The organism is Rhodococcus sp. 15-725-2-2b (assembly GCF_002259075.1).
Classification (GTDB): domain Bacteria; phylum Actinomycetota; class Actinomycetes; order Mycobacteriales; family Mycobacteriaceae; genus Rhodococcoides.
The window spans coordinates 1-23,370 of sequence record NZ_NPFL01000007.1; the positions used below are offsets into that span (position 1 = coordinate 1).

At 64.9% G+C, this 23,370-nt stretch carries 23 protein-coding genes, 1 tRNA gene and 1 pseudogene; 11 read left to right on the forward strand and 14 right to left on the reverse strand.

Annotation, left to right across the window (positions count from 1 at the left end; genetic code table 11):
- Positions 1-93 (reverse strand): sugar phosphate nucleotidyltransferase (locus CH306_RS09800; RefSeq protein ID WP_256981115.1); only part of this gene is annotated, 93 nt, incomplete at its 3' end.
- Positions 94-243: 150 nt separating this feature from the next.
- On the opposite strand from CH306_RS09800, the gene CH306_RS29040 reads away from it, so the two are divergent.
- The 3 genes from CH306_RS29040 to rfbB all read left to right on the forward strand — a co-directional run bounded on the left by CH306_RS29040 (position 244) and on the right by rfbB (position 2,043).
- The gene (locus CH306_RS29040; protein ID WP_179273023.1) at positions 244-438 is read left to right on the forward strand and encodes a maleylpyruvate isomerase N-terminal domain-containing protein; all 195 of its coding nucleotides are present in this window, start codon (positions 244-246) and stop codon (positions 436-438) included.
- A 93-nt stretch (positions 439-531) separates the two neighbouring features.
- Positions 532-762 (forward strand): hypothetical protein, encoded by a 231-nt coding sequence (locus tag CH306_RS09810; RefSeq protein ID WP_094646474.1) that lies wholly within the window; start codon positions 532-534, stop codon positions 760-762.
- 276 nt (positions 763-1,038) lie between these two features.
- Complete coding sequence (gene rfbB, locus CH306_RS09815) at positions 1,039-2,043, forward strand: dTDP-glucose 4,6-dehydratase (protein ID WP_037188736.1); 1,005 nt, start codon at positions 1,039-1,041, stop codon at positions 2,041-2,043.
- Positions 2,044-2,051: 8 nt separating this feature from the next.
- On the opposite strand, the gene CH306_RS09820 is transcribed toward rfbB, so the two are convergent.
- The 5 genes from CH306_RS09820 to CH306_RS09840 are packed head-to-tail and all read right to left on the reverse strand — an operon-like array spanning position 2,052 to position 7,606.
- Positions 2,052-2,888: a glycosyltransferase family 2 protein gene (locus tag CH306_RS09820; RefSeq protein ID WP_094646475.1), complete on the reverse strand. Its 837-nt coding sequence runs from the start codon at positions 2,886-2,888 to the stop codon at positions 2,052-2,054.
- Positions 2,885-3,352: a GtrA family protein gene (locus tag CH306_RS09825; protein ID WP_032395526.1), complete on the reverse strand. Its 468-nt coding sequence runs from the start codon at positions 3,350-3,352 to the stop codon at positions 2,885-2,887. The genes CH306_RS09820 and CH306_RS09825 overlap by 4 nt, the downstream gene beginning before the upstream one ends.
- Positions 3,349-4,290, reverse strand: coding sequence for an NAD-dependent epimerase/dehydratase family protein (locus CH306_RS09830; protein ID WP_032395525.1), 942 nt, complete (start codon positions 4,288-4,290; stop codon positions 3,349-3,351). The genes CH306_RS09825 and CH306_RS09830 overlap by 4 nt, the downstream gene beginning before the upstream one ends.
- Positions 4,287-5,339 (reverse strand): glycosyltransferase, encoded by a 1,053-nt coding sequence (locus CH306_RS09835; protein WP_179273022.1) that lies wholly within the window; start codon positions 5,337-5,339, stop codon positions 4,287-4,289. Before CH306_RS09835 ends, CH306_RS09830 begins: the two co-directional genes overlap by 4 nt.
- 14 nt (positions 5,340-5,353) lie before the next feature.
- Entirely contained in the window at positions 5,354-7,606 is a 2,253-nt protein-coding gene (locus tag CH306_RS09840; protein WP_094646476.1) for a hypothetical protein, read from the reverse strand.
- A gap of 149 nt (positions 7,607-7,755) precedes the next feature.
- Between CH306_RS09840 and CH306_RS09845 the strand changes: the two genes are divergently transcribed.
- The 4 genes from CH306_RS09845 (at position 7,756) to CH306_RS09860 (ending at position 12,994) form a co-directional block, all read left to right on the forward strand.
- On the forward strand, positions 7,756-9,558 hold the full coding sequence (locus CH306_RS09845) for an N-acyl-D-amino-acid deacylase family protein (RefSeq protein WP_094646477.1): 1,803 nt from the start codon (positions 7,756-7,758) through the stop codon (positions 9,556-9,558).
- Positions 9,555-10,160 (forward strand): TetR/AcrR family transcriptional regulator, encoded by a 606-nt coding sequence (locus CH306_RS09850; protein ID WP_094646478.1) that lies wholly within the window; start codon positions 9,555-9,557, stop codon positions 10,158-10,160. Before CH306_RS09845 ends, CH306_RS09850 begins: the two co-directional genes overlap by 4 nt.
- Positions 10,157-10,990 (forward strand): alpha/beta fold hydrolase, encoded by an 834-nt coding sequence (locus tag CH306_RS09855; RefSeq protein WP_094646479.1) that lies wholly within the window; start codon positions 10,157-10,159, stop codon positions 10,988-10,990. Before CH306_RS09850 ends, CH306_RS09855 begins: the two co-directional genes overlap by 4 nt.
- Before the next feature lie 111 nt (positions 10,991-11,101).
- Positions 11,102-12,994, forward strand: a complete 1,893-nt coding sequence (locus CH306_RS09860; protein WP_094646480.1) for a glycosyltransferase — start codon at positions 11,102-11,104, stop codon at positions 12,992-12,994.
- Here CH306_RS09860 and CH306_RS09865 read toward each other — a convergent pair whose 3' ends face one another.
- From CH306_RS09865 to CH306_RS09885, 5 genes are read right to left on the reverse strand one after another with little or no spacing between them, the layout of a single operon-like run.
- On the reverse strand, positions 12,995-13,858 hold the full coding sequence (locus CH306_RS09865) for a TylF/MycF/NovP-related O-methyltransferase (protein WP_094631896.1): 864 nt from the start codon (positions 13,856-13,858) through the stop codon (positions 12,995-12,997). It lies immediately after the preceding gene.
- A 52-nt stretch (positions 13,859-13,910) separates the two neighbouring features.
- On the reverse strand, positions 13,911-14,813 hold the full coding sequence (glfT1, locus tag CH306_RS09870; protein ID WP_032395519.1) for a galactofuranosyltransferase GlfT1: 903 nt from the start codon (positions 14,811-14,813) through the stop codon (positions 13,911-13,913).
- Positions 14,806-15,645 carry a galactan export ABC transporter ATP-binding subunit Wzt/RfbE gene (wzt, locus tag CH306_RS09875; RefSeq protein ID WP_094646481.1) on the reverse strand — a complete coding sequence of 280 codons (840 nt, stop codon included), beginning with the start codon at positions 15,643-15,645 and terminating at the stop codon, positions 14,806-14,808. Before wzt ends, glfT1 begins: the two co-directional genes overlap by 8 nt.
- 11 nt (positions 15,646-15,656) lie before the next feature.
- Positions 15,657-16,538 (reverse strand): galactan export ABC transporter permease subunit Wzm/RfbD, encoded by an 882-nt coding sequence (gene wzm / locus CH306_RS09880; protein WP_032395645.1) that lies wholly within the window; start codon positions 16,536-16,538, stop codon positions 15,657-15,659.
- Between the two features lie 36 nt (positions 16,539-16,574).
- Entirely contained in the window at positions 16,575-17,159 is a 585-nt protein-coding gene (locus tag CH306_RS09885; RefSeq protein WP_032395518.1) for a bacterial proteasome activator family protein, read from the reverse strand.
- Positions 17,160-17,335: 176 nt separating this feature from the next.
- On the opposite strand from CH306_RS09885, the gene CH306_RS09890 reads away from it, so the two are divergent.
- Positions 17,336-18,541 (forward strand): cysteine desulfurase-like protein, encoded by a 1,206-nt coding sequence (locus CH306_RS09890; protein ID WP_032395644.1) that lies wholly within the window; start codon positions 17,336-17,338, stop codon positions 18,539-18,541.
- A gap of 75 nt (positions 18,542-18,616) precedes the next feature.
- On the opposite strand, the gene CH306_RS09895 is transcribed toward CH306_RS09890, so the two are convergent.
- Complete coding sequence (locus CH306_RS09895) at positions 18,617-19,606, reverse strand: NAD(P)H-quinone oxidoreductase (protein WP_094631898.1); 990 nt, start codon at positions 19,604-19,606, stop codon at positions 18,617-18,619.
- 113 nt (positions 19,607-19,719) lie between these two features.
- The gene (mgrA, locus tag CH306_RS09900; protein ID WP_094646482.1) at positions 19,720-20,754 is read right to left on the reverse strand and encodes an L-glyceraldehyde 3-phosphate reductase; all 1,035 of its coding nucleotides are present in this window, start codon (positions 20,752-20,754) and stop codon (positions 19,720-19,722) included.
- Positions 20,755-20,831: 77 nt separating this feature from the next.
- Here mgrA and CH306_RS09905 point away from each other — a divergent pair, with 77 nt between their 5' ends.
- The 3 genes from CH306_RS09905 to CH306_RS09915 all read left to right on the forward strand — a co-directional run bounded on the left by CH306_RS09905 (position 20,832) and on the right by CH306_RS09915 (position 22,428).
- Positions 20,832-21,344, forward strand: a complete 513-nt coding sequence (locus CH306_RS09905) for a MarR family winged helix-turn-helix transcriptional regulator (protein ID WP_045198045.1) — start codon at positions 20,832-20,834, stop codon at positions 21,342-21,344.
- Between the two features lie 59 nt (positions 21,345-21,403).
- Positions 21,404-21,493, forward strand: a tRNA-Ser gene (locus CH306_RS09910).
- A 122-nt stretch (positions 21,494-21,615) separates the two neighbouring features.
- The gene (locus tag CH306_RS09915; protein ID WP_094646483.1) at positions 21,616-22,428 is read left to right on the forward strand and encodes a formate/nitrite transporter family protein; all 813 of its coding nucleotides are present in this window, start codon (positions 21,616-21,618) and stop codon (positions 22,426-22,428) included.
- Positions 22,429-22,436: 8 nt separating this feature from the next.
- On the opposite strand, the pseudogene CH306_RS09920 reads toward CH306_RS09915, so the two are convergent.
- Positions 22,437-23,316, reverse strand: a pseudogene (locus CH306_RS09920) (pseudouridine synthase).
- Positions 23,317-23,370 lie beyond the last annotated feature (54 nt).

Consider the following 23,370-nt stretch of genomic DNA (forward strand, 5'->3'; position numbering starts at 1 on the left):
TTTGTCGTAGACCGGGACCAGCTGCTTGCTGACGCCCATCGTGATCGGATGAAGACGCGAGCCCGTGCCGCCCGCCAGAATGATTCCCCGCATGACGGCGAAGTCTTCCAGACCCTCCGATCACCCGCTCGCTTGTGCCGCTCCGTTTCCGCGCGCGATGTGGAATCCGCCTCTAAACTTCGTCCTGCCCCGCAGCTGTGGGGAACGGGACCGACTGACCACCGAGAACCGAGGACAAGCCACGTGACGACGACGAACCAGATCGCCACCGGTATCGATCAGGTCACCGCTCTGCTCTCCACAGTGACCGAAGCCGAACGCGCATCGGCGACGCCCTGCACCGAGTGGACCGTCGCCGACCTGACCGATCACCTGGTGAACACCGCTGCCAACCTGGTGACCATGGCTCGGGGTGGAGATATCGACTGGTCAGCGTGACCCGAGTCGTCCTCGGATCCGATTCCGCTGTGGACCGAGCGGACTCGCGAACTGCTGGCCGAGATCGACGCAGGTTCGCCGCTGCCGCTCGGCATGGTTGCCGCGGAACTCTCGGTGCACGCGTGGGATCTCGCGACCGCACTCGGTCGCGGCACCGATGATCTCGACCAGACCGTGCCCGAGGAGGGGATGGTGTTCATGTCGGCGAACATGACCGACGAACGGCGCGGTGGTGCCTTCGATCCAGAGCAACCGGCACCCGACGACGCGAACGCGTACGAGCGTTTGGCGGCTTTCGCCGGCCGCACCGTCCGAGGCTCCTGACAGTTCCGACGGCCGATCACTCAACCGAGTCGGCGACATCGGCCTACGTGATTCGGTAGGGCCGACACGGCACTCCCTCGTACGGTTCGGGCACTTCCAGTGCCAGCTGCGGGATTGCCCACATGAGGCCGAACAACAGCGCTATCGATGTCGCGAGACGAACAAGAATCTTCCCCAGACCCATCCGATTACTACTCCCCCGAAGTCGAGCAGAAGCTAGCACGCGTGGCAGACAAGATCGGCCCGCACGAGCATCCCCCGGTAAAGTGCCTGTTCATGAGAATTCTCGTCACGGGTGGGGCCGGGTTCATCGGCGCGAACTTCGTACATCAGACCCTCGCGCAGCGTCCCGATTCCCAGGTCACCGTGCTCGACAAGCTCACCTACGCCGGTAACAAGGCTTCCCTCGATCCGGTGGCCGATCGAATCGAGTTCGTGCACGGCGACATCGCCGACGCCGATCTCGTCGACCGCCTCGTGCGCGAGACGGACCTGGTCGTGCACTTCGCCGCCGAATCCCACAACGACAACTCGTTGACTGATCCCTGGCCGTTCGTACACACCAACGTCATCGGCACCACCACCTTGCTCAATGCGGTCCGCGAACACGACGTCCGCTACCACCACATCTCCACCGACGAGGTCTACGGCGACCTCGAACTCGACGACCCGGCGCGGTTCACCGAGTCCACTCCGTACAACCCGTCGAGCCCGTACTCGTCCACCAAGGCGTCGAGTGATCTGCTGGTGCGGGCCTGGACGCGTTCGTTCGGCGTCCGCTCCACCATCTCCAACTGCTCCAACAACTACGGCCCGTATCAGCACGTGGAGAAGTTCATCCCGCGCCAGATCACCAACATCCTCAGCGGCTCCCGGCCCAAGCTCTACGGCGCCGGGCAGAACGTGCGTGACTGGATCCACGTCGACGACCACAACAGCGCCGTCTGGGCCATCATCGACGGCGGCCGCATCGGCGAGACCTACCTCATCGGAGCCGACGGCGAAGCGAACAACCGCACCGTCCTCGAAGCGATTCTCGAAGAGACCGGCAACGCACCCGACGCCTTCGACTTCGTCACCGACCGCCCCGGCCACGACCTGCGTTACGCCATCGACTCGACCAAGCTCCGCACCGAATTGGGTTGGACGCCAACGTATGTCGACTTCCGTGCCGGCCTGAAGGCGACCGTCGACTGGTACCGCGAGAACGAGCAGTGGTGGCGACCGCAGAAGGACGCCACCGAGGCCGTCTACGCGGCGAAGGAGTCGGTCCTGCCCTGAAGCAGGGCCTAGCTGCTGCGCGACATCCGGTGGCGCAGCAGCAGGTACACCGCGCGACGCATGAACGACGTCATCAGTGCCTTGGCGTTTCCGATGCGAACGTCGTTGTCGGACAACAGGCTCGGGTCGCTGGCCTGTAGTGAGCGGTGGAAGTCGGCGGCCTGACGTGCCTGCTGCGTCGCAAGCTCCACACTCCACTGCCCCGAGTTGATGCGGAACGATGCCAGTGGTCGGGGAATTGCCACGATGTCGCCGCGGAGCGCGACAGCGATGAACGTGGCCTGATCGATCAGGTAGGGATGGCTGTTGTCCCACAGCCCGATTTCGCGGAGCTCCGCGAGCTTCATCATGACGCCGCCGGGTTCGCCGAAGATGTTGGCGCCGGCTCGGACTGCGGTTCGCGCGGCAACTCGACCCGAGACCGTTCCGTGCAGGCCGCCGAGCCCGCGGGCGGCGATCACCGTCTTGCCGTAGGCGTCGATCAACGTCCGCTGAGAGGCGACCAGAACGGCGGTCGGGTTGTCGTCGAATGCCTGGACCTGAGTCGCCAACGCGGTGGGCGCGATGGTGTCGTCGCCGCAGACGAGTTTGATCAATTCGCCGGTGGCCTCTTCGGTGACCCGATTCCAGTTGGCCTGCGCGCCGCCACCGGCCGGGGTCGTCAGCACACGAATGCGCGGGTCGTCGAATTTCTGCGCGACGGCGAGGGTGCCATCGGTCGACGAATGATCGGCGATGACCAGCTCGAAGTCCATGAAGGTCTGGGCGAGAATCGAATCGATGGTCTCGGCCAGGTACTCGGCGTTGTTGTACGCCGGGACGACGACGGATACACGGGGTGTCATGGTGTGGGGGCCTGGCTCTTTCTGCGGAACGAGAAGTCGCGGTAGCCGAAGAAGCTGACGACTGCCATCACTGCTGTGACGACCAATTGTGAAGGGATGGGCGGGAAGTGGAAGACGGATACGGCGATCGTCATCAGAGAGATGTTGGCGACGAACGCGCCGAAGTTCACGACGAAGAAGCGCAGCAGATCGCGTAGGAAGTGCCCACGCACGCGGAACACCAGGTATCGGTACATCGCGAACGCGCACAGCACGTTGCAGAGGTAGCCGAGCACGATCGCGGCGTGATATCCGTATCGCTCACCGATCAGCAACTGCCACAAGATGAACCACGCGGTACCCAGTGCAGTGTTGACGCCGCCGACGAGCAGGAACGCGATCTTCTGATTCTTGACGATGCGCATCAGCGGCCCCGGTGCGCCGTTCATCCCGGCCGGGGGAGCGGGGGTCTGTGGTTCGGTCATCGACCGACCCCCAATGCCTCACGGGTCGCGAACAGTGTGGAGGCGATTCCTGCGGGCAACGTGCGGTGCGTTCGACGATCGATCTGCGGCCAGACCGTCGAGCGCAGTCGCAGATCGCGACCTTGGAACACCGCGAGCGGCGACGCTGCCAGCACCACGTTCGGTCGACGGCGGAACACCGTCCGGCAGGCTCCGAGGATCGAGCCGATGGTGACGGCCTCACCGGAGGCGAAGATCTTTATCGTCGGCGAGTGTCGTTGCGTGGCAGACATACCGAGGGTGTCGGCGACCATCTCTGCCGCGTCGGACACGTAGAGATAGTCACGCAATGTGTCCATCGGTACGTAGATGGAGACGGGTGAGGCCATGAGGTAGCCCCGGCACAGGTGTGAGATCAGGCCCTGCGGTTTCGCGAGGTTCTGGCCGGGCCCGTAGAGGTTCGCGAACCGCCCGATGGCCACGTTGATCCCGGTGCGTTCACCGAACTCGGTTGCGATGGCCTCGGATTGCAGTTTCGCGAAGCCGTAGTCGCCCAACGGAACCGGCAGTGTCCCTTCGTGATGCGGGGCTCCGGTCGCGCCGGCGTAGACGCCTCCGGCGGACGAAGCGAGGAACACGGTTCCGGTGCCCGCGCGGTCGCCGGCGGCACTTTCGATGCGCGCCAACACGGCTCGGATCAGACCGTTCTCTTCGGCGAATTGCGCTGCGCTGGTTCCGTTCACACCCGCACCGGCGGCCCAGATCACGTTCCACGTACCGTCGGAGAAAGAGTCGAAGAACTCCGAACAGCGCTGCAGCAGAGCTTGTTCGGCAGATTCCCTGTCCGACCACGGAATGGTGCTGGTGTGCACTCGGTGCCCTCGACGACCGGCCTCGCGGGTCACCGCAGCGCCCAGGAGTCCGCCGCTGCCGACGATCCACGTGTGCGTTGCGGTCACGCCGACGGTGTGTTGTCGGTCGACTGTGGAGTTTCGCCTGATCCTGCAGGCGCGGTGCGTCCGAGTGGGCCGTTTCCCGGATCGGTGACGATCAGGTACGGCGGCTTGCCCATGGCCGTCTTGACGTTGACGCCCACGTACTCGGCCACCACACCGAGGGAGAACAGAGTCGCCCCGAACCCGAACAGCAGAATCACCATCGTCGATGCCCAGCCTCGCACCTCGGCACCGGAGTCGAAGACGAAGTACGACACCAGTACGTAGGCCACCAGAATCAGGCCGAGTACCGCGAAGGCGATGCCGATGAAGCTGACCAGCCTCAGGCCCTTGGTGCCGCTCGAGAGCACCATCCGCCAGAAATGCGAGAGCAAGGTGCGCAGGCGGTAGCCCGATCGACGGTCCACCTCTTCGCGCAGCGCCACCGGGCTGGTCGTGACGTCGCCCGCGATCCACCCGAGTGCGATGTCCAGGTACGCCTCCGAACCGGCGTAGGCCGCGACGGAGCGGCCGACCTCACCGAGCACCAGGCGATAGCTCTGATAGTCGACGGTGTTGTCCCCGGCCAGGGCCTTGGCGATCAGCCATTTCGCGCCGCGGGAGGCGGTGTTGCGCCACAGTCCGTGCGGTGCGACGTTGGTGGGCTTGGCGTAGACGACTGTGGACTGCCGGTCGAGGGCGGTGTCGAGCATGCCGCCGATGGCTGCCGGGTCGTGCTGCCCGTCCTCGTCCATCGTGACGATCCATTCGCCGCCGCTGGACGCCATGCCGGCGAGGGTGGCGGGGTGCTGACCGAAATTGCGACTCAGCCACACTCCACGAACGAACGGGTGCGCAGCGGTCAGCCGCCTGATCACCGCAGCGGAATCGTCGGGTCCGTGATCGAAGACGAGCAGAACTTCCTCGACGATCATCGGCCGCCCGACGGGGGTGTGAGTCACCTGCGTCAACGGAAGGATCTCGTCCATCAACGCACTGAGAGTCCGTTCACCCTGGTAGACCGGCACCACGATGGAAATGCGGTGCGGATCAGCAACAGAATCGTCGGACATCACGAGGGCCTACCCTATCCGTTCCCGCTGTCGCCATCGAACTCCGGCGCGGCAGGGCTTCTGCGTCGTCGCACATCGAGTACCACCAGACCGACCAGCAGCAGCACCCCGCCCGCCATCGCGGCGAGTCCGAGACGTTCGCCGGGCGGCCGGAAGGTGATGTGCAGATCTGCGTTCTCGGTACCGGGCGGCAGGTCGACGTAGAGGAAGATGTCGGCCAACCCCTTGGTCTGCAGCTCTTCACCGTTCAGGGTCGCGGTGTAGCCGGGCCAGGCCAGACGGGAGAACACGACGCTGCCGCCGTTCGGAGCGCTGACGTCGACGTGCTCGGAGTCGGCGTCGGACGATCGAGGTTCGGCCGTGGCGTTCACGGTCGCGACGACGCGTCCCGACGTGGCGGGAATCAGTCCGTCGACGCGTTCGAGGACGTAGATCTGGCGGGCGGACTCGGGCGTGGGAGCGGTCACCCACTCCCAGCCTGCGGGTGCGGGTCGTGAATTCGCGAGCGGATACTGGTTCTTCTGCAGCACGATTCGATCGAGTTGCATCAGATCGGCGTAGGTCTTGCCGGTGTACGGCTCGATCTCGAACACGCGCCGGAAGGCGTCCTCGCAGGTCGATCCCTCGTGCTCGAAGCACAGCAGGTTGGCGAAGTCGAGATATCCGACCGGGGTGTACGCGTTGACGTAGTCCAGGCCCATGATCTTGGCGGAGTTGCCGTACACCTGGGAGTGCCAGGGCAGCTTGGGGTCGTCGGGTCCGTCGGCCCCGGTCTCGGTGAGCGCACGGCTGCCGAGTTGCAGAGTCGCGCCCTGCCACTGCGGGAACTCGGCCTTGGCCTCGGATTGGGACGCGGGCAGCCACCACTTGTCGAAGGGCGGTTCGTAGGTGGCCACCTGGTACATCGCGACCGGCGCGATGGTCACCAGCAGCAGTGCCGCGGTCGCGCGCGTGGAGAACCGGTGGGCCAACAGCAGGGCGAGTGCTCCGACGAGCAGGATCACCAGCGCAGCGAGGACATGGCGGCCGAAGAACTCCGGGCCCGAAGAACCGGCCCGCAGCAGCAGCACCAGCGTCAACAGGCCGGCGGCGAGCAGCCGGGGCCGTAGCTTGTCGAGAGTGCCGTACCGGCTGATCAGGGTGACCACGAGAATCAGCGCGACGAGGGCGACGAACGGCAGGATGCGGGCGGGCCAGCGGATCGGCCCGATGTCGCTGGGGCCCGCGGTGAAGATCAGTGCGAACGCCAGCATGATCAGCGGGGCTGCCAGCTCGCGCAGAGCCGCGGGCACTCGACGCCATGCGATGAACGCCAGCGCGGGCACCACGAACCAGGCGATGTACGTGACCGGCGATTCGGTGGTCTCGCCCGCCCAGGATTCGATGCTCGTCACCGCCGTCGGGATGCTCGCGGTCAGCGATTCCGACCACGGTGCCGTCAGGAAGTTGTCGTTGAACGTGCCTTCGTCGCCGCTACGCCAGGTGACCGCCGAGGTGAGCACGCCGGGCAGGAACGTGACGGCCCCGCAGGCCGCGGCGGCGACGCCTACGGCACACACCTTCACTGCCGGACGCCACAGCCGCTGGAACAGGCGTTCGCCGATCGCGACGGATCCGATCATGACTCCGGCCATCACCGCGGCGTGGACGTATCCCACGCTGATGGCGAGGTAGAGGAAGACGAACGGCACGATGGGGCCGCTGCGGCCGCGGGCGTAGGACACCGAGCTCGCCCACGCGTTCATGATCCACGCGGTACCCATCAGTGCGGTCACCCACGAGGTGTTCTCGAAGAACAGCGTGAAGCCGACGAACGGTGCGCTCGCGCCCGCTACCGCAGCCCAGTTCGCCCGCGCTCCGTAGGCCAGAGCGACGCGAAAGACGCCCCAGGCCAACAGAATCGAGAAGCCGAGTTTGACGACCGTGGCCAGCAGCACCAAGTTGTCGATCGACGGCGAGATGTAGTTGATCGCCATCTGCACGGGATTCCACAGGCCGCCCTGGCCCTCGACCGGGTAGTTGCCTGCCATCCACTGATCGAGCACCAGCGAGGGGAAGTGCCCGTCGCGCATGATGCGTCCGAGCTGGAGCCAGTTGGGTACGGCACCCGATTCGGTGTCGTCGATGTAGAAGAAGCGGGGATCGACGCTGAGCACAAGGAGGTAGCCGAGAACGACGACTGCAGCGACCGCTGCTCCCCACGCGAGGCGCTCTCTCCTGCTGTCGGGCAGGGCGGCGCGCGCGATCTGGGTATCCGTGGGGGTCAAGGGTCAACTCCGTGAGTGCGGGCAAAGACACCCGACTGTAGCTCCCGAGGTGTCCGGGAACCGAAACGTCGACGCGTGTGACCCGCAGGTGTTGGCGGAAAACCGACTATTGCGAGCGATCACTCTCTAAGTTAGATTGACGTGACACTATGACGGAGGTCACATTGAACTCGAACACTGCTTTCGACGTCGTCATCACCGGCGGCACCGTCTACGACGGGTCCGGCGGTCCCGGAGTGCGAGCCGATGTGGGCATCGTCGACGGTGTCGTGCGGGCCGTGTCGGCCACGCCGCTCGAGGTGGGTCCGGCGACCGAGGTGGTCGACGCCACCGGCAAGTGGGTCACCCCGGGCTTCGTGGACGTGCACACCCACTACGACGCGGAGGTGCTCGTCGGCCCGGGACTCGAAGAGTCCGTCCGACACGGGGTCACGACGGTTCTGCTGGGGAACTGTTCGTTGTCGACGCTCTATTCCACTCCGGTCGACATCGCGGATCTGTTCAGTCGGGTCGAGGCGCTGCCGCGAGATCATGTGCTCAAAGCCGTCGATACGCACAAGACGTGGACCAGCCCCGACGAGTACATCGCTGCGCTCGAACGACTGCCTCTCGGTCCCAATATCGCTGCTCTGGTGGGACATTCGGATCTACGGGCGCACGTGATGGGCTTGGATCGCTCGACCGATCGCAGTCAGCGGCCCACCCGAGAGGAGTGGCGCGCCATGTCGGACGCGCTCGAGCAGGCACTCGATGCCGGACTGCTCGGGATGTCGACGATGACGAACCCGTGGGACAAGTTGGACGGCGATCGGTACCGGTCTCGGTCGTTGCCGTCCTCGTACGCGCGGTGGAGCGAGTTCCGTGCGCTGCACAAGATCCTGCGTCGACGCGGTCGGTTGTTGCAGAGCATTCCGAACCTGAACACCAAGTACGACATGCTGTTCTTCCTCGCCTCGGCCACCGGGATCGGCCGCACTCCGCTCAAGATCTCGCTGCTGGCGGCGGCCGATGCCAAGGCGTCGCCGTGGATTCATCGCGTCTTCGGCCCGCTCGCGCGCATGGTCAACGGACCGGGCAAGGGCCAGTTCCGCTGGCAGCATCTGCCCACCACGTTCGACGTGTACTCCGACGGCATCGACCTGGTGGTGTTCGAGGAGTTCGGATCGGGCCGAGCAGCTCTGCATCTACGAGAAGAGTTGGGACGCAACGAGTTGCTCTCGGACGAGGCGTACCGCCGCTGGTTCCGCGCCGACTTCGAGAAGAAGTTCAGCTCACGCGTCTGGCATCGAGACTTCGCCGACGCCGAGATCACCGAGTGTCCCGACGCGTCGGTCGTCGGCAAGAACGTTGCCGAGGTCGCGGCCGAGCGCGGTGTGCACGTGGTGGACGCGTTCCTCGATCTGGTGGTCGAACACGGCAGAAAACTGCGTTGGCACACCACGGTGGCGAATCATCGCAAGCGTCAGATGGACAAGCTGATCAACCAGCCCGGGGTGACCGTGGGGTTCTCAGACGCAGGCGCTCATCTGCGCAACATGGCGTTCTACAACTTCGGTATCCGGTTGCTGCACCGCGTGCACGATGCGCAGGGCGATCGCAGGCCGTTCATGACCGTGGAGAAGGCCGTGCACAAGCTCAGCGGCGAGTTGGCCGACTTCTACGGTGTCGACGCCGGACACGTGCGGGTGGGTGATCGAGCCGACATCGTGGTGATCGATCCGAATGGGCTGGACGAGGAGGTCCTGGCCTATCGAGAGGAGACCATGCCGGAGTTCGGGGGCCTGAGCCGCATGGTCAACCGCAACGATCGCGCTGTCGCCGCCACTCTGGTCGCGGGCCGAGTGGTGTTCTCCGGCGGCACCTTCGCTCCGTGGTTCGGTGTGTCGGAGCGGGCCGGCAGTTTCCTGCGGGCGGGTACCCCGACGGCTCCTCGTCGCCGGGAGCGTGTGTGAGCCCGAGTCAACAGCAGCGCCGGACCGAGACGATCGGAAAGTTGCTCGACGCGACGATCGCGTCGTTGTGCGAGAAGGGCTATGCCGCAACCAGTGTCAGTGAGATCGTCGGCCGCGCCGGGGTGTCCTCCGGTGCCATGTTCCGACATTTCGACACCAGGCTCGACCTGATCGTCGCTGCGGCCGACGAGGTTCGTCGCCGCCAGTTCGGCGAGTTCCGTCATGGCCTGTCCGGTTTCGGTAGCGCGTCGATCGAACACTGCCTCGAACTGCTCAGGGCTGCGTGCCGAGCCCCGATCAACGGTGCCTGGTACGAGCTCCTGACCGCAGCCCGCAGTGACGAAGAGCTGCGAGAGAGGCTGCAGCCCTTCACCGTTCGCTATCACGAGCAGATCGCCGAACTCGCTCGCACACTACCGGTCGCAGGCGTGCTCGACCCACGGCATCTCGAGACGGTGATCTTCAGCGTGGTGCATCTGCTCGACGGCGAGGCGTTGGCCGCCGTGGTGCACCCGCAGCCCGAACAGGAGGCCATGCGGCTGAGGATGATTGCGCACCTGTTGCGCGGTGGCACTCTGCATGCCCTGAGCGACGCGGGATGACCCACTGGACGGTGCGCACGCCCGGCGCAGAACTTCCCGTCGTCGAGCACGGGAACCCGGAGGCGCGCTCGACGGTGCTGCTGGTGCACGGCTATCCCGACAACCGCCATGTGTTGGATCCGCTGATCGCCGAGCTCGGCGACCGGGTCCGGGTGATCGCCTACGACACGCGAGGCAGCGGAGCGTCCGCGCTCGAGCCCGCAGCGGACGTGTCCATCGAGCAACTGGCGCGCGACGCCTTCGCGGTGGTCGAGTCGATACCGGGGCTCACCGGGAAGGTCCACGTCTTCGCCCACGACTGGGGGTCGGTCCAGATGTGGGAGGCGATGGCTTCGCCTCGCGCATCCACCGCTTTCGCGTCGTACACGTCGGTATCGGGCCCGAGCCTGGATCACCTGCGGCAGGTGGCGCGGGCGCGGCTGGTGCGACCCCGTTGCTGGCCGTCACTGGTCGAGCAGTTGGCGCGGTCCTGGTACGTCTTCGGGTTCCACGTGCCCGTGCTGGGCAGGCGGGTTCCGGGATTGCTGGCGCGCCTGAACGCCCAGGGTGAGCCGACCCCGACGGCGGCCGACCAGCAGCGCGGCATCGCCCTGTACCGCGCCAACGTGCTCAGGCGTCTGCTCGGCGGACCCTTCCCGCAGTGCGCCGTCCCGACCACCGTGGTCGTCCCGACTGACGACCGCATGCTCTCGCCCAATCTCACCGACGGTCTGGATCGATGGATCCCCGACCTGCGCGTCGACCAGGTCGATGCGGGCCACTGGTGGCCGTACACGCACCCGGTCGACGCCGCTCGCGTGCTGATGGCGAGGGTGCGGGAAGCGGAGTAGACGGCGAGCGTCGGACGGATCGGTCGGGGGCTGTGCAACCATGGTCAGTGGTCTTCTTCTCTCCACGGCCGCACAGAGCCACTACTCGAACTGGATGGGGTACTTCTCGGTATGGACGGCACTGCTCTCGATCGTCTCGGCTCCGCGTCGAATTCGTCGGCTGTTGCCGGCGGTGACGGTGAGCCCGAACTGACAGTCCAGAGACTGCTGTTCGACGGTCCGTCGCCCCTGGTCAGTGCCGATATGTACAGCTCGGTCGGCAAGGGCAACGCCGAGCGCACCCGTACGGGCGTTCGGATCGCCAAGCGCAGCGTGGTGCACACCAACAGCTACTTCGGACGGTTCCCGGCCAGCTACTGGCAGCGGTGGACCACCGTCACCGAGGTGGTGTTCCGGGCGAGCGTCGCCGGTGCCGGTCGGATCGATCTGGTGGCCACCGATTACAAGGGCCACGAGCGCACGATGGCCAGTACAACGGTCGATTCCGCGAACGCGTCGACCCAATTGGCCGTTCCCGTCGCCACCACGCAGTTCCTCGACGGCGGTGCGTTGTACGTCCGCTTCACCACGACCTCGACCGAGTTGTCGGTGCAGGACGCGGAATGGACCGTCGCCGCGCCGGAGAAGCTGCGTCCCACCTCGGTGGTGATCTGCACGTTCAACCGCGCCGACGACTGCGCCAACACCGTCGCTGCCATGGCCGACGATCCCATCGCCCTGCTCGGGGTCGACAACGTCTACGTCGTCGATCAGGGCACCGATCAGGTGCAGACGCGCGAGAAGTTCCAGCGCGTCGCGGCGGAGCTCGGCAGCAAGCTCGTCTACATCACTCAGCCCAACCTCGGCGGCGCAGGTGGATTCACCCGCGGGCTCTACGAGGTGCAGGGTAAGGGCGGCGACCCGGCCAATGTGATCTTCATGGACGACGACGTGCTGTGCGAACCCGAGGCGATCGTGCGCATGAACTCGTTCGCCAACATGACCGTCGAGCCGGCGATCATCGGCGCCCAGATGCTGTACCTGTTGCACCCCGATCGCGTGCACGTCGGTGCCGAGGTGGCGAACCTGCAGAAGCTCGAAGCCGGAGTGCACGTCAAGAACGCGATCTCGGACAAGAGTGCGTTCAAGCGCAAGCGTCAGCAGGACGTCCGGGTCGACGCAGGCTACAACGGTTGGTGGTCGTGCCTCATCCCGTCCGAGATCGTCGGGCAGGTCGGCTACCCGCTGCCGCTGTTCTTCCAGTGGGACGACATCGAGTACGGATACCGCTCGCGTGCAAACGGATTCGCCACCGTGACGCTCCCGGGCGCAGCTGTGTGGCATGCCGACTTCGCGTGGAAGGACTGGGACGAGTGGCACCGCTACTTCAACCTGCGCAACGGCATGATCACCGCCGCCCTGCACATCGAACTCGACGGTAAGGCGCTCGCCAAGCAACTGTTCACCGATCTGCTGCGTTACCTGGTGTCGATGCAGTACGGCATGGCGTACACGCTGATCAAGGCCGTCGAGGACTTCCTGGCCGGTCCGGATTATCTGCTCGACGGCGGAATGGACGCTGCCGGTTCCATCCGGCGCGAGCGGGCTGCCTACGGAGAAACCAAGCGGCACAACGCCAATGACGTTCCGGGTGTGCGTCCGGCGGATATGTTCATCACTCCCGCCGGTCCGCATCCGAAGAAGAGCATGGAGTTCGCAGTACTGGCCAAGCGCGTGCTCAATCAGTGGCGTGGCACCGTGAATCCGGGCCCGGTCGCCATCTCGGCCGACGATGCCCACTGGTGGCACGTGTCGCTGTTCTCTCACGCCATCGTCACCGATCGCTCGCAGGAGGGCGTCCGAGTTCGCAAGCGCAACAAGGCGCATGCGACCGAACTGCTCAAGCGCGGCGTCACCGCACTCAAGCGTCTGCGCACCGAGACGCCGACGGTCGCCGCATCCTACCGCGCCGCCGTGCCGCAGCTCACGAGCCGAGAGAACTGGGCTCGCCTGTACGGGCAGTAGCTAGTTCGCGCGGACCTTCGGGGCCGTGCGAATACGGACGACGACCTGTTCGTTGTCGGCGGTGTAGCCCAGGTAGTCGAACTCGGTGCCGGTGCGTGCGACGAATTCCGTCCACGCCCGGTATTCGTGGTTGCGCCAGCCGGGGAAGTTGAAGTATTCGTCGAACACGATGACGGTGCCGACGGCGAGTCGATCGGCCACCAGATCCAGCACGGTGACCGTCGACGAGTACAGGTCCGCGTCGAGGTGCAGGAACGCCAACTTCTCGTGGTGCCCCTTCAGAAAGCCCGGCAGCGAGTCCTCGAACAGGCCGGGGACGATCTGCGCGCCCGGCACTTCGGGGATGGTGTCCTGCTCGAACAGGCCCTTCGGAAAGCCCGTGCGCCACGTCTCGGGTAGGCCGGAGAAGACGTCGAATCCGGCGACGACGGTGATGTCCTTCCGCGCGCTCAATTCCTCGGCGATGATCTCGAGCGTCGTCCCGCTGGCGACGCCGAACTCGAGCGCCATGCCGCGAATGGAGACCTCGCCGAGGGCGAAGCGCAGCGTCGCGTGCGGCCGTAGGAACGTCGGGGCCTGCGGCATCATCTCTTCGGCGAATTCTGCGCTCTGGGCGGCGGCTTCGACGTCGGAGGCGTACGGGATGTCCCGACGCATCCGCATCTCGAGACCGCGGATGAACGCGTGCAGATCGTCGATCTCGCGTCGTTGGCGTTCGAGGACGTCGAGCAGTTTCGCCTGCTGATCGCTGGTCTGCTCGGCCAGCTGGGCGGTCTGCTGAGCCAGAACCTCGCCGATCGCTCGTTGAAGCTTCTCCCGTGCCGACGACTTGATGCGATCAGCGAGCTTCCGAGGTTCCGTCATGGGCACACGGTAGCGGTATCACGCGGGTGCGCGCACCCCATGGTGGACGGCTCTACGGTCGACGAAAGTGTTCCCGACGCCCCAGCCCGCGCAGCCGGAACCACTCGGCCAGACCCTTCGGGTTGCGGGTGGTGATCAGGAAGAACCAGGTGAAGCGAATCCACTCCTGCGGCAGCAGCTTTCGCATACCTGGCTGCGACATCAGGTAGCCGCGGTTGCGGTACGTGAAGTAGCGCTTGGTCGCGTCCTCCGGGTACTGCGTGTGCATCCGGCCGCCGAGGATCGGCTTGAACTCCTCGGCCCCGTTCGGGTGGACGTAGGCGGCGGTGAGGCAGGTACCGAACTTCAGGCCCGAGCGCTGCAACCGACGGTGCACCTCCACCTCGTCGCCGCGGACGAACAGGCGCAGATCCGGCACGCCCACCGCATCGATCGTCGACGCCTTGAACAGAGCGCCGTTGAACAGCGACGCGATGCCTTCGAGAAGATCGTCGTCCGGGTTCGCCGGGTCGATCAATTCGGACCGCAGCCGACGCCATTCGACGCCGCGGCGCAACGGGAAGGCCAATCGGTCCGGATCGTCGATGTCGCAGACGACGGGGGAGACCTCATCGAGTCCGTGGGTCAGAGCGCAGTCGTAGAGAGTCTCGAGTACCTGCGGGCCCTCGGGGCGGCCGTCGTCGTCGGCGAGAAACACCCAATCGGCACCGAGGGAGAGCGCATACAGAATCCCGAGCGCGAACCCGCCTGCACCGCCGAGATTGTGCTGCGAGCCGAGATACGTCGTCGGCAGGTCGATCGACTCCACCAGTTCGCGTACAGCGGGCTCATCGGCATTGTCGACGACGACCAGATGGTCGAGCGGACGCGTCTGCGCGCCGATCACGTCCAGCGACAGTGCCAGCAACTCACGCCGCTTGTGCGTGACGATGACGCCGACGATCTTGTCAGCCACCGGCCGTATCCTCTGGTCGTTCCGTAGGCTTCACTCCTGCGTCCTCCCGCTCGATCTCTTTCAAGATCTGGGCGACGTGGTCTCCCGCGTCATCACCGTCGTACGCCCGCACCACGTCCTCGATCCCGCCCTGTTGGCGAATCTGGCCGTGATCGATCCACATCGCGGTGTCGCACAGCTGAGCCAGGAATTCGTTGGAGTGGCTGGCGAACACCAGGATTCCCGAGCGCTTCACCAACTCCTGCAGCCGATGACGCGCCTTCTTCATGAACTCGGCGTCGACGGCTCCGATGCCCTCGTCGAGCAGCAGGATCTCCGGGTCGATGCTGGTGACCACGCCCATCGCGACGCGCACGCGCATGCCCGTCGAATACGTGCGCAGCGGCATGTCGAGATAGTCACCGAGTTCGGTGAAGTCGGCGATCTCGTCCATCTTCGCGAGCATCTGCTTGCGGGTCTGACCCAGGAACAGGCCGCGGATGATGATGTTCTCGTAGCCGGAGATCTCCGGGTCCATACCGACGCCCAGATCGAACACCGGCGCGACGCGGCCGCGGATGGTGGCGCTGCCCCGCGTCGGCTCGTAGATGCCCGAGAGCAGACGCAGCAGCGTCGACTTGCCCGCACCGTTGTGACCGACCAGTCCGACGCGATCGCCGTCCTTCAGGTTCATCGTGATGTTCTTGAGTGCTTCCACGACGACGACGTCGGAGGAGTTGCGGTCGATCGCGCCACCGGCCTTGCCGAGGAACGCCTTCTTCAGAGACCGCGTCTTGGCGTCGAAGATGGGGAAGTCGACGCACGCGTCATGGGTGCTGATGCTGATGGACAACTCGAATACCCCTAAACCCAGTAGGGCACGCGGGCCCGGTACTTCTTGAGTGCGACGATGGCCAGCGCCCATCCGACGACGGTGAAGCCGAGCACGATGTACCAGTGGTACGCCTGCTGATCCTCGCCGATCAGGGGGGCCCGGATGATGTCGAGGTAGTGAAAGAGCGGGTTGATCTCGACGAGCTTGGCGCGATTCGCAGCCTCACCGCCCATCGACTCGAGTCCCGAGGTGGTCCAGACGATCGGTGTCATGAAGAACATCAGCGTGACGAAGCTGCCGAGGATCGGGGCGATGTCGCGGTAGCGGGTGGCGACGATGCCGAACAGGATCGACACCCATATCGCGTTCAGCAGAATCAGCACCAGCGCCGGGATCGCGAAGACCACGGTCCAGTGCAGACCGCCCTCGGGCCAGAAGATCGCGATGATGATCACGTAGATCAGCATGTTGTGGCCGAGCAGCAGCAGCTGACGCCACACCAGGCGATAGACGTGCACACTCAGCGCGCTGGGCAGCTGTTTGATGAGACCCTCGTTGGCGACGAAGACGTCTCCGCCTTCGAGGATCGCGGCACTGATGAGGTTCCAGATGATCAGACCGACGGTGACGTGCGGCAGGAACGACCGCAGGTCGATGTCCAGGAGTACCGAATACAGAAGGCCCATGGCGATCGCCTGCACACCGGTGGCGATGGTGATCCAGAACGGACCGATCACCGATCGGCGATACCGCTGCTTGATGTCCTGCCAGCCGAGATGCAGCCACAGCTCGCGCTGAGCGAAACCGGTTCTGAGGTCGCCGAACGCGCGCCGATAAGTCTGTGAGTCCGAAACCGGAGCAGGCATCTGTTCTCCTGCCTCGCTCTCGGGATCCTTCGCTGGTGCCGACACGACGGTCGACACTACCTCTTCACAGGTGTCGACTCTTTACAAGTACTGGCCGGTGCCACTACCACCGTGACCTGCGCCACCAGGAGCGCCCATCACGCCGGGAGGCAACGCGCCCTGCCGCATCTGCTCGAGTTGAGCTCGCGCGGCCATCTGCTGAGCGAACAGGGCCGTCTGGATGCCGTGGAACAGGCCTTCGAGCCAGCCGACGAGTTGAGCCTGCGCGATGCGCAGTTCTGCGTCGGTGGGGACCACGTCGTCGCCGAAGGGCAGAACCAGGCGCTCGAGCTCGTCGCGGAGCTCCGGTGCCAGGCCCTGTTCGAGTTCGTGGATGGAGGACTTGTGGATTTCCTTCAGCCGCGTCCGGCTCGCGTCGTCGAGCGGTGCGGCGCGCACTTCCTCGAGAAGCTGCTTGATCATCGTGCCGATACGCATCACCTTCGCCGGCTGCTCCACCATCTCCGACAGGCCGGATCCATCGTCCGATCCATCGTTCGTGGAGGATCCGGCGGCGCGGGCCGCAGCGGCCGTCGCTTCCTCGCGGCTCAGGGCGAGCGGTTCTCCGTTGGGGCCGATCACAACAACGTGGTCGTCGGGCGCACTGTTCGGCTCGGATTGAGTCATATATCCATCTTTACGCCTCGCTCGCCGTTGCGCGATCGTCTGGGGCGATTATCCTGGTTCGGTCGTCGGGAACAAGTGGAGGCCGGGAGGATCGAGCGTGCGAGGTGGGCAACCGTTCCCTGGCGAAACAGGACGTGGAACACATGCTGCACCGGTCGGCGCTTAGAGTGTCCGGCATGGGTTACGACGTCGCGCGAGTGAGAGGGTCCATCCCCTCGCTCGGCGACGGGTGGATTCATCTCGACCCTCAGCTGGGCATGCTGATCCCGGACCGCGTGTCGACCGCCGTGTCCACCGCTTTCCGGCACAGTGCCTCCAATCATTCGGCCGGCAACACCGCGGCCAAGCGCAGCGCAGCTCTACTGGAATCCGCTCGCGTCGCCATCGCCGATCTCGTCGGTGCCTATCCGTCCGGTGTGGTCATCGGTCCCGACCGAGCGACGCTGCTGTCCTGGCTCGCGGATTCGATGAGCTCGCGGCTGGGGCTCGGAACCGGCTTGGTGCTCTCGCGACTGGACGAGGAAGCGAACGTCGCGCCGTGGCTGCGGGTCGCCAGCAGATCCGGCGCGCACGTGCGATGGGCCGAGGTCGAAATCGATACGTGCGAGTTGCCCACGTGGCAGTTCGATGACCTCATCACCTCGACCACTCGGCTCGTCGCGGTCACTGCGGCGTCGCCGATCGTCGGCAGTGCACCTGATGTTCGGGTCGCAGCGGATCTGGTGCACGAGGTCGGTGGGCTGATCGTGGTCGACGCGGCCGGAGCGGCCCCCTACGCCCACGTCGACATCAAGGAACTCGGAGCCGACGTCGTCGCGATCGACACCGCCGCATGGGGCGGGCCGTCGGTCGGTGCGCTGATCTTCCGCGATCCGACGCTCCTGGAACAGTTGCCTTCGATGTCGCTGAACCCGTCGGCGAAGGGGCCTCAGCGGCTCGAGGTCAGCGCGCATCAGTACGCGTTGTTGGCGGGTGTGGTCTCGTCCATCGACTATCTGGCCAATCTCGACGACGCAGCGACCGGGACGCGTCGCGAGCGCCTCGAGCTGTCGATCGGATCCCTGCAGCACTACCACGACGGCCTGTTCGATTACCTGATGAAGGCGCTCGAATCCCTGGACCACGTCATGGTGCTCGGCAATGCGCCGACGCGTATTCCCACCTTGAGCTTCACCGTCGATGGTGTTCCCGCGGTGAAGGTGTCCGAGCAACTCGCGCAGGCCAGAATCGGCAGTGTCAGCGGAGTCCACGGTGGCAGTCGGTTGCTCGACGCACTGGGCGTCAACGACGAGGGTGGTGCCGTCACCATCGGTCTGGCTCCGTACACCACCCGCTACGAGATCGATCAGCTCCAGGCTGCGCTGTCCGCTCTCGCGCTCTAGCGGGAGCGGCTCCGCCGCACGTGCATAGAAGTTCGTAGTGGGCTACGAACTTCTATGCACGACCTGAGGCGCACATCACTGCACGCGCAGGATCACCTTCCCGATGGTCTCGGCCTCGTCGAGCATTCGATGTCCTTGCGCTGCTTCGGTTATCGGGATCTCGGCGTGTACGACGGCGGTGACGCGTCCCTCGGAGATCATCGGCCACAGGTGTGCGGTCATGTCTGCGACGATGTTCGCTTTGCTCGACGGCCCGGTTTCGGGGCGGCCACGCAACCCGGCTGCGTGCACCGAGCCACGCTTGGCGAGGAGTTTTCCGAAGTTCAGCTCGCCCTTCACGCCGCCCTGCATGCCGATGGTGACGACGGTGCCGTCCATGGCCAAGGCGTCGATGTTGCGGTCGAGGTACTTCGCCCCCATGTTGTCCAGGATCAGGTCGGCACCGTGATCCTGTGTCTGTGAACGTATCTCGGTCACGAAGTCCTGGTTCTTGTAGTCGATCAGGATGTCGGCTCCGAGGTCTGCGCACATGTCCAGCTTGTACTTCGAGCCGGCGGTGACGGCGACGGTGACGCCCATCTGCTTGGCCAATTGGATTGCGTGCGTTCCGATTCCGCTACCACCACCGTGGACGAGCAGTACCTGGCCCGAGCGCATGTGTGCATCCATCACCAGGTTGGACCACACTGTGGAGGCGACTTCCGGAAGTGCTGCTGCCACATGCAGATCGAGGCCCTGGGGGATGGGAAAGAGCTGGGTGGCGGGTACGGCGACCTGCTCGGCGTACCCACCGCCGGCCAACAGAGCGCACACCCTGTCGCCGACGTTCCAATCGCTGACGCCCTCGCCGAGCTCGGAGATGATGCCCGAGCATTCGAGTCCGAGAATGTCGCTGGCACCCGGGGGCGGCGGATAGTTGCCTTGACGCTGCATGAGATCGGCACGGTTGACGGCGGTGGCCGAGACGTCGACGATCACCTGCCCGCGGCTCGGACGTGGGTCGGGAACCTCGGTCCATTCCATGACGTCGGGGTCACCGAATTCTTTGAGTGTGATGGCACGCATGTCTCCATAGTGCGCCTCCGGCGGCAGGAGTGGAGCCTGCGGCACGACCCAGATGAGCAGTGGTGCGGTTAGGTGCCCCAGGGGGCACTCGCCCGCACCACTGCCGCAGGCACCTACAGGTCCCAGAGATTGATTCCGAAGTCCTCGGCATGCGTGTCGATCTCGGCGAGTTCTGCGTCGCTGAAGTCCAGGTTCTGCAGTGCCGCCACGTTGTTCTCGAGCTGTTCGACGCTCGATGCGCCGATCAGTACCGAGGTCACGCGCGGGTCGCGCAGTGCCCAGCTCAGGGCGAGTTGTGCGAGGGATTGGCCGCGAGTCGAGGCGATGTCGTTCAACGCCCGGAGATGTCCGATGTGGTCGTCGGTGAGCCAGTCCGGATTCAGGGATTTGCCCTGCGCTGCTCGCGAATTCGACGGGACGCCGTCGAGGTACTTGTCGGTGAGCATGCCCTGGGCCAGAGGTGAGAACGCGATGACGCCTGCGCCGACGGCATCGAGGGTGTCGAGCAGTTCGGGTTCGATCCACCGATTGACCATCGAATAGCTCGGCTGATGGATCAGCAGGGGAACGCCCGCGTCGGCGAGGAGGTCCGCCATCTTCTGCGTGCCCTCGGGCTTGTACGAGCTGATGCCCGCGTACAGCGCTTTGCCCTGCTGGACAGCGCTGATCAGTGCGCCTGCAGTCTCTTCGATCGGGGTGTCGTGGTCGGGCCGGTGGCTGTAGAAGATGTCGACGTGATCGAGTCGCATCCGCGTCAACGACTGCTCGAGCGAGGACAGTAGGTATTTCCGAGAGCCACCGAAGCCGTAGGGGCCGGGCCACATGTCCCAGCCGGCCTTGCTGGAAATGATCAGCTCGTCGCGATACCCGGCGAAATCCTCGGAGAAGATGCGGCCGAAGTTCTTCTCCGCGCTGCCGTACGGCGGGCCGTAATTGTTGGCCAGATCGAAGTGCGTGATACCGAGATCGAATGCGCGACGCAGGATCGCGCGCTGGTTCATCAGCGGTACGTCGTCACCGAAGTTGTGCCACAGCCCCAGTGAGATCGCCGGTAGCTTCGGCCCGCGGGACCCCACTTGCCGGAAGAGCATGGACTCGTAGCGATCGGCGGCGGCGACGTACGGCGGGTCGATGTTGGGATCGGTCATACCTCGACCATAGGGCGCTGCACCGAACTGGGCCTCGAACCGCGTCAACCTACTCGCCGGTAGATTTCTTGCCTAAGATGACACGCGTGACGGCCGAATTAGCCATTGGTCCCGGGGGGGACCCGCAGTGGCTCGACACTGCGGAAATGAAAGCATGGCGCGCCTATATGGACGGCGGGCAACGATTGATGGGGGTATTGAACAAGGATCTGCAGGATCGCCACGACCTGTCGATGGCGGAATACCGAATCCTGGTGATGTTGTCGGAATCGATCGACGGCTCCATCAGAATGAGTGAGCTGGCCGACGGCGTCCTGTCCTCGAGAAGTCGCCTGACGCATCAGATCAGGCGAATGGAACTCCAGGACATGGTGACTCGCAGTACCTGCGTCAACGACGGCAGAGGCGTGCTCGCGGTGATCACCGAGGAAGGCCGTCGGCGATTGGCGGAGGCGGCACCGACCCACGTCCGCAGCGTCCGTCGGCACCTCATCGACATTCTCTCGCCCCACGAACTCGAGGTGCTCGGAGACATCTTCGAGAAGGTCGACGCCGCGATGGACGCGTCCGGTTCCACACCGCGACGATGAGCGGCGGACGACGAGGGGCGATTGGGCCTCGGCCCGCCGGGCCGTTTAAGATCGCACACGGAAGCGTGGCAGAGCGGCCCAATGCACTCGCCTTGAAAGCGAGAGACGTGTAAAAGCGTCCGGGGGTTCAAATCCCTCCGCTTCCGCCACATGTTCGTTTCGGAATCCGGTCCACCCGCATGGGTGGACCGGTTTCGTTTGTCCCGGTCGAAGCTGAGCTCCGACGCGACCTGCTTGGTATCGAAACCGGCTCAGTGGGTACTGCCTGTTGATGAGTGAACAAGCGCGGCGCAACGACGGCGACAACGAGGGGCCTCTGGAAGAGGAGCTCGAGGACAGTTTCGACGCTGTCGTCGAGGAAGGTGCAGAGCGCTTGAATCGCACCGTGCGTACGGTCCTGATCACAGGATTGTTCGGCGGGCTCGAAGTTTCCCTGGGTGTGATGGCGTATCTGGCTGTGCTGGACGAGACCGGCAGCCATCTGCTGGCAGGTCTGGCGTTCGGCATCGGCCTGGTGGCCATCTACCTGGCACACGGTGAGCTGTTCACCGAGGACTTCTTGATGCCGATCGCCGCGGTGGTGGCCCGCAACGGAACTCCGCTGCAGCTCGCGAGGCTGTGGATCGGCACGCTGCTGGCGAATCTGCTGGGTGGTTGGCTCGTGATGTGGTTGATAGCGCACGCATTTCCGCAGTGGCAGAAGGTGTTGTCCGAATCCGCGCAGCATTTCGTTCACGCACCGCTCGATCTTCGGTCGGTCTGTTTGGCGGTTCTCGGTGGCAGCACGATAACGCTGCTGACGCGCATGCAGCAGGGTACGACGTCGGATGTCGCGCGGATCATCGCCGCCATGGGGGCAGGGTTTCTGCTGGCCGGATTGCAGATGTTCCATTCGATTCTCGATTCCCTGCTGATCTTCGGAGCCATCCACGCAGGCGCAGACGTGAGTTATCGAGAGTGGATCGACTGGTTCGGATACACGGTGCTGTTCAACATCATCGGTGGCGTCGTGTTGGTCACCGCGCTGCGCTTGGTGCGCACCAAGGAGCTTGTGAAAACAGAACGTCACCGCAATTCCGAGTAGTCGAGCGGTCACGCCCTGCCATCCGAGATCCAACGCTGCAAGCCCAATCGCGTCTCGAAGCGTCGGATTGCCTTCGAGATCGGGTCCGTGAATTCGATTGCACTGGCGAGCAATTGGAGTGGATCGGTGAAATCGTCGACGGCTCGGCCGGTGGCCGTCGGGTACAGGTCGTCGCCGAGGATGGGCACGCCCAACGAGTTCATGTGCAAGCGCAGTTGATGGGTGCGACCGGTCAACGGCGTCAGTCGATAGCTACCGAGTCCGTCTCGATGCTCCAGTAGTTCGACGGTGGTGTGCGCGTTGGGTTCTCCGGGCACCTCACGGGCGGTGAAGTCGCCTTTTTCCGTGACGATTCGGCTGCGAACGACGGTCGGCAACACGAGCGACGGTCGGCAACACGAGCGACGGGTCGAAGCGCGCAATTGCCTCGTACTCCTTGTGGACCTTTCGATCCTGGAAGAGCGTTTGATATGCGCCGCGCAGGGTCGGATCGACGACGAACAGGACCAGGCCCGCCGTGACGCGATCGAGTCGGTGAGCGGGCACCAGTTGTGGCAGGTCGAGTTCGAGACGCAATCGCACGAGCGCGGTCTGCAGAATGTGGCCGCCGCGGGGGATGGTCGGAAGAAAGTGGGGCTTGTCGATCACCAGCAGCGCGTCGTCGCGGTACACGATCGAGATATCGAAGGGCACAACGGTTTCCGACGGCAGATCGCGGTGGAACCAGACCGCCTCACCGGGAACGTACGGTGCATCCGGTGCGATGGGGCCTGTCATGTCGACGATGTCACCGGCCGCGAACATGGCCTCGATCCGTTCTGGAGGAATCCGTGACTCGGTGGCGGTGAGAAAGTCGCGGACGGTGCGCCAGGTTCCGTCCTCCGGCATCCGGAGTCGGGCGGGATCGAGACCGTGCCGCTTCGCCAGGGGTGGTTGCTGGCG

Excerpts from the sequence above, each read along its gene's own strand:
- CH306_RS09810 (WP_094646474.1), top strand. The coding sequence starts at position 532 with ATGGTTGCCGCGGAACTCTCGGTGCACGCGTGGGATCTCGCGACCGCA.
- rfbB (WP_037188736.1), top strand. The coding sequence starts at position 1,039 with ATGAGAATTCTCGTCACGGGTGGGGCCGGGTTCATCGGCGCGAACTTC.
- CH306_RS09820 (WP_094646475.1), bottom strand. The coding sequence starts at position 2,888 with ATGACACCCCGTGTATCCGTCGTCGTCCCGGCGTACAACAACGCCGAG.
- CH306_RS09825 (WP_032395526.1), bottom strand. The coding sequence starts at position 3,352 with ATGACCGAACCACAGACCCCCGCTCCCCCGGCCGGGATGAACGGCGCA.
- CH306_RS09835 (WP_179273022.1), bottom strand. The coding sequence starts at position 5,339 with ATGTCCGACGATTCTGTTGCTGATCCGCACCGCATTTCCATCGTGGTG.
- CH306_RS09845 (WP_094646477.1), top strand. The coding sequence starts at position 7,756 with ATGACGGAGGTCACATTGAACTCGAACACTGCTTTCGACGTCGTCATC.
- CH306_RS09855 (WP_094646479.1), top strand. The coding sequence starts at position 10,157 with ATGACCCACTGGACGGTGCGCACGCCCGGCGCAGAACTTCCCGTCGTC.
- CH306_RS09860 (WP_094646480.1), top strand. The coding sequence starts at position 11,102 with ATGGACGGCACTGCTCTCGATCGTCTCGGCTCCGCGTCGAATTCGTCG.
- CH306_RS09865 (WP_094631896.1), bottom strand. The coding sequence starts at position 13,858 with ATGACGGAACCTCGGAAGCTCGCTGATCGCATCAAGTCGTCGGCACGG.
- CH306_RS09885 (WP_032395518.1), bottom strand. The coding sequence starts at position 17,159 with ATGACTCAATCCGAGCCGAACAGTGCGCCCGACGACCACGTTGTTGTG.
- CH306_RS09890 (WP_032395644.1), top strand. The coding sequence starts at position 17,336 with ATGGGTTACGACGTCGCGCGAGTGAGAGGGTCCATCCCCTCGCTCGGC.
- CH306_RS09895 (WP_094631898.1), bottom strand. The coding sequence starts at position 19,606 with ATGCGTGCCATCACACTCAAAGAATTCGGTGACCCCGACGTCATGGAA.
- mgrA (WP_094646482.1), bottom strand. The coding sequence starts at position 20,754 with ATGACCGATCCCAACATCGACCCGCCGTACGTCGCCGCCGCCGATCGC.
- CH306_RS09905 (WP_045198045.1), top strand. The coding sequence starts at position 20,832 with ATGACACGCGTGACGGCCGAATTAGCCATTGGTCCCGGGGGGGACCCG.
- CH306_RS09915 (WP_094646483.1), top strand. The coding sequence starts at position 21,616 with ATGAGTGAACAAGCGCGGCGCAACGACGGCGACAACGAGGGGCCTCTG.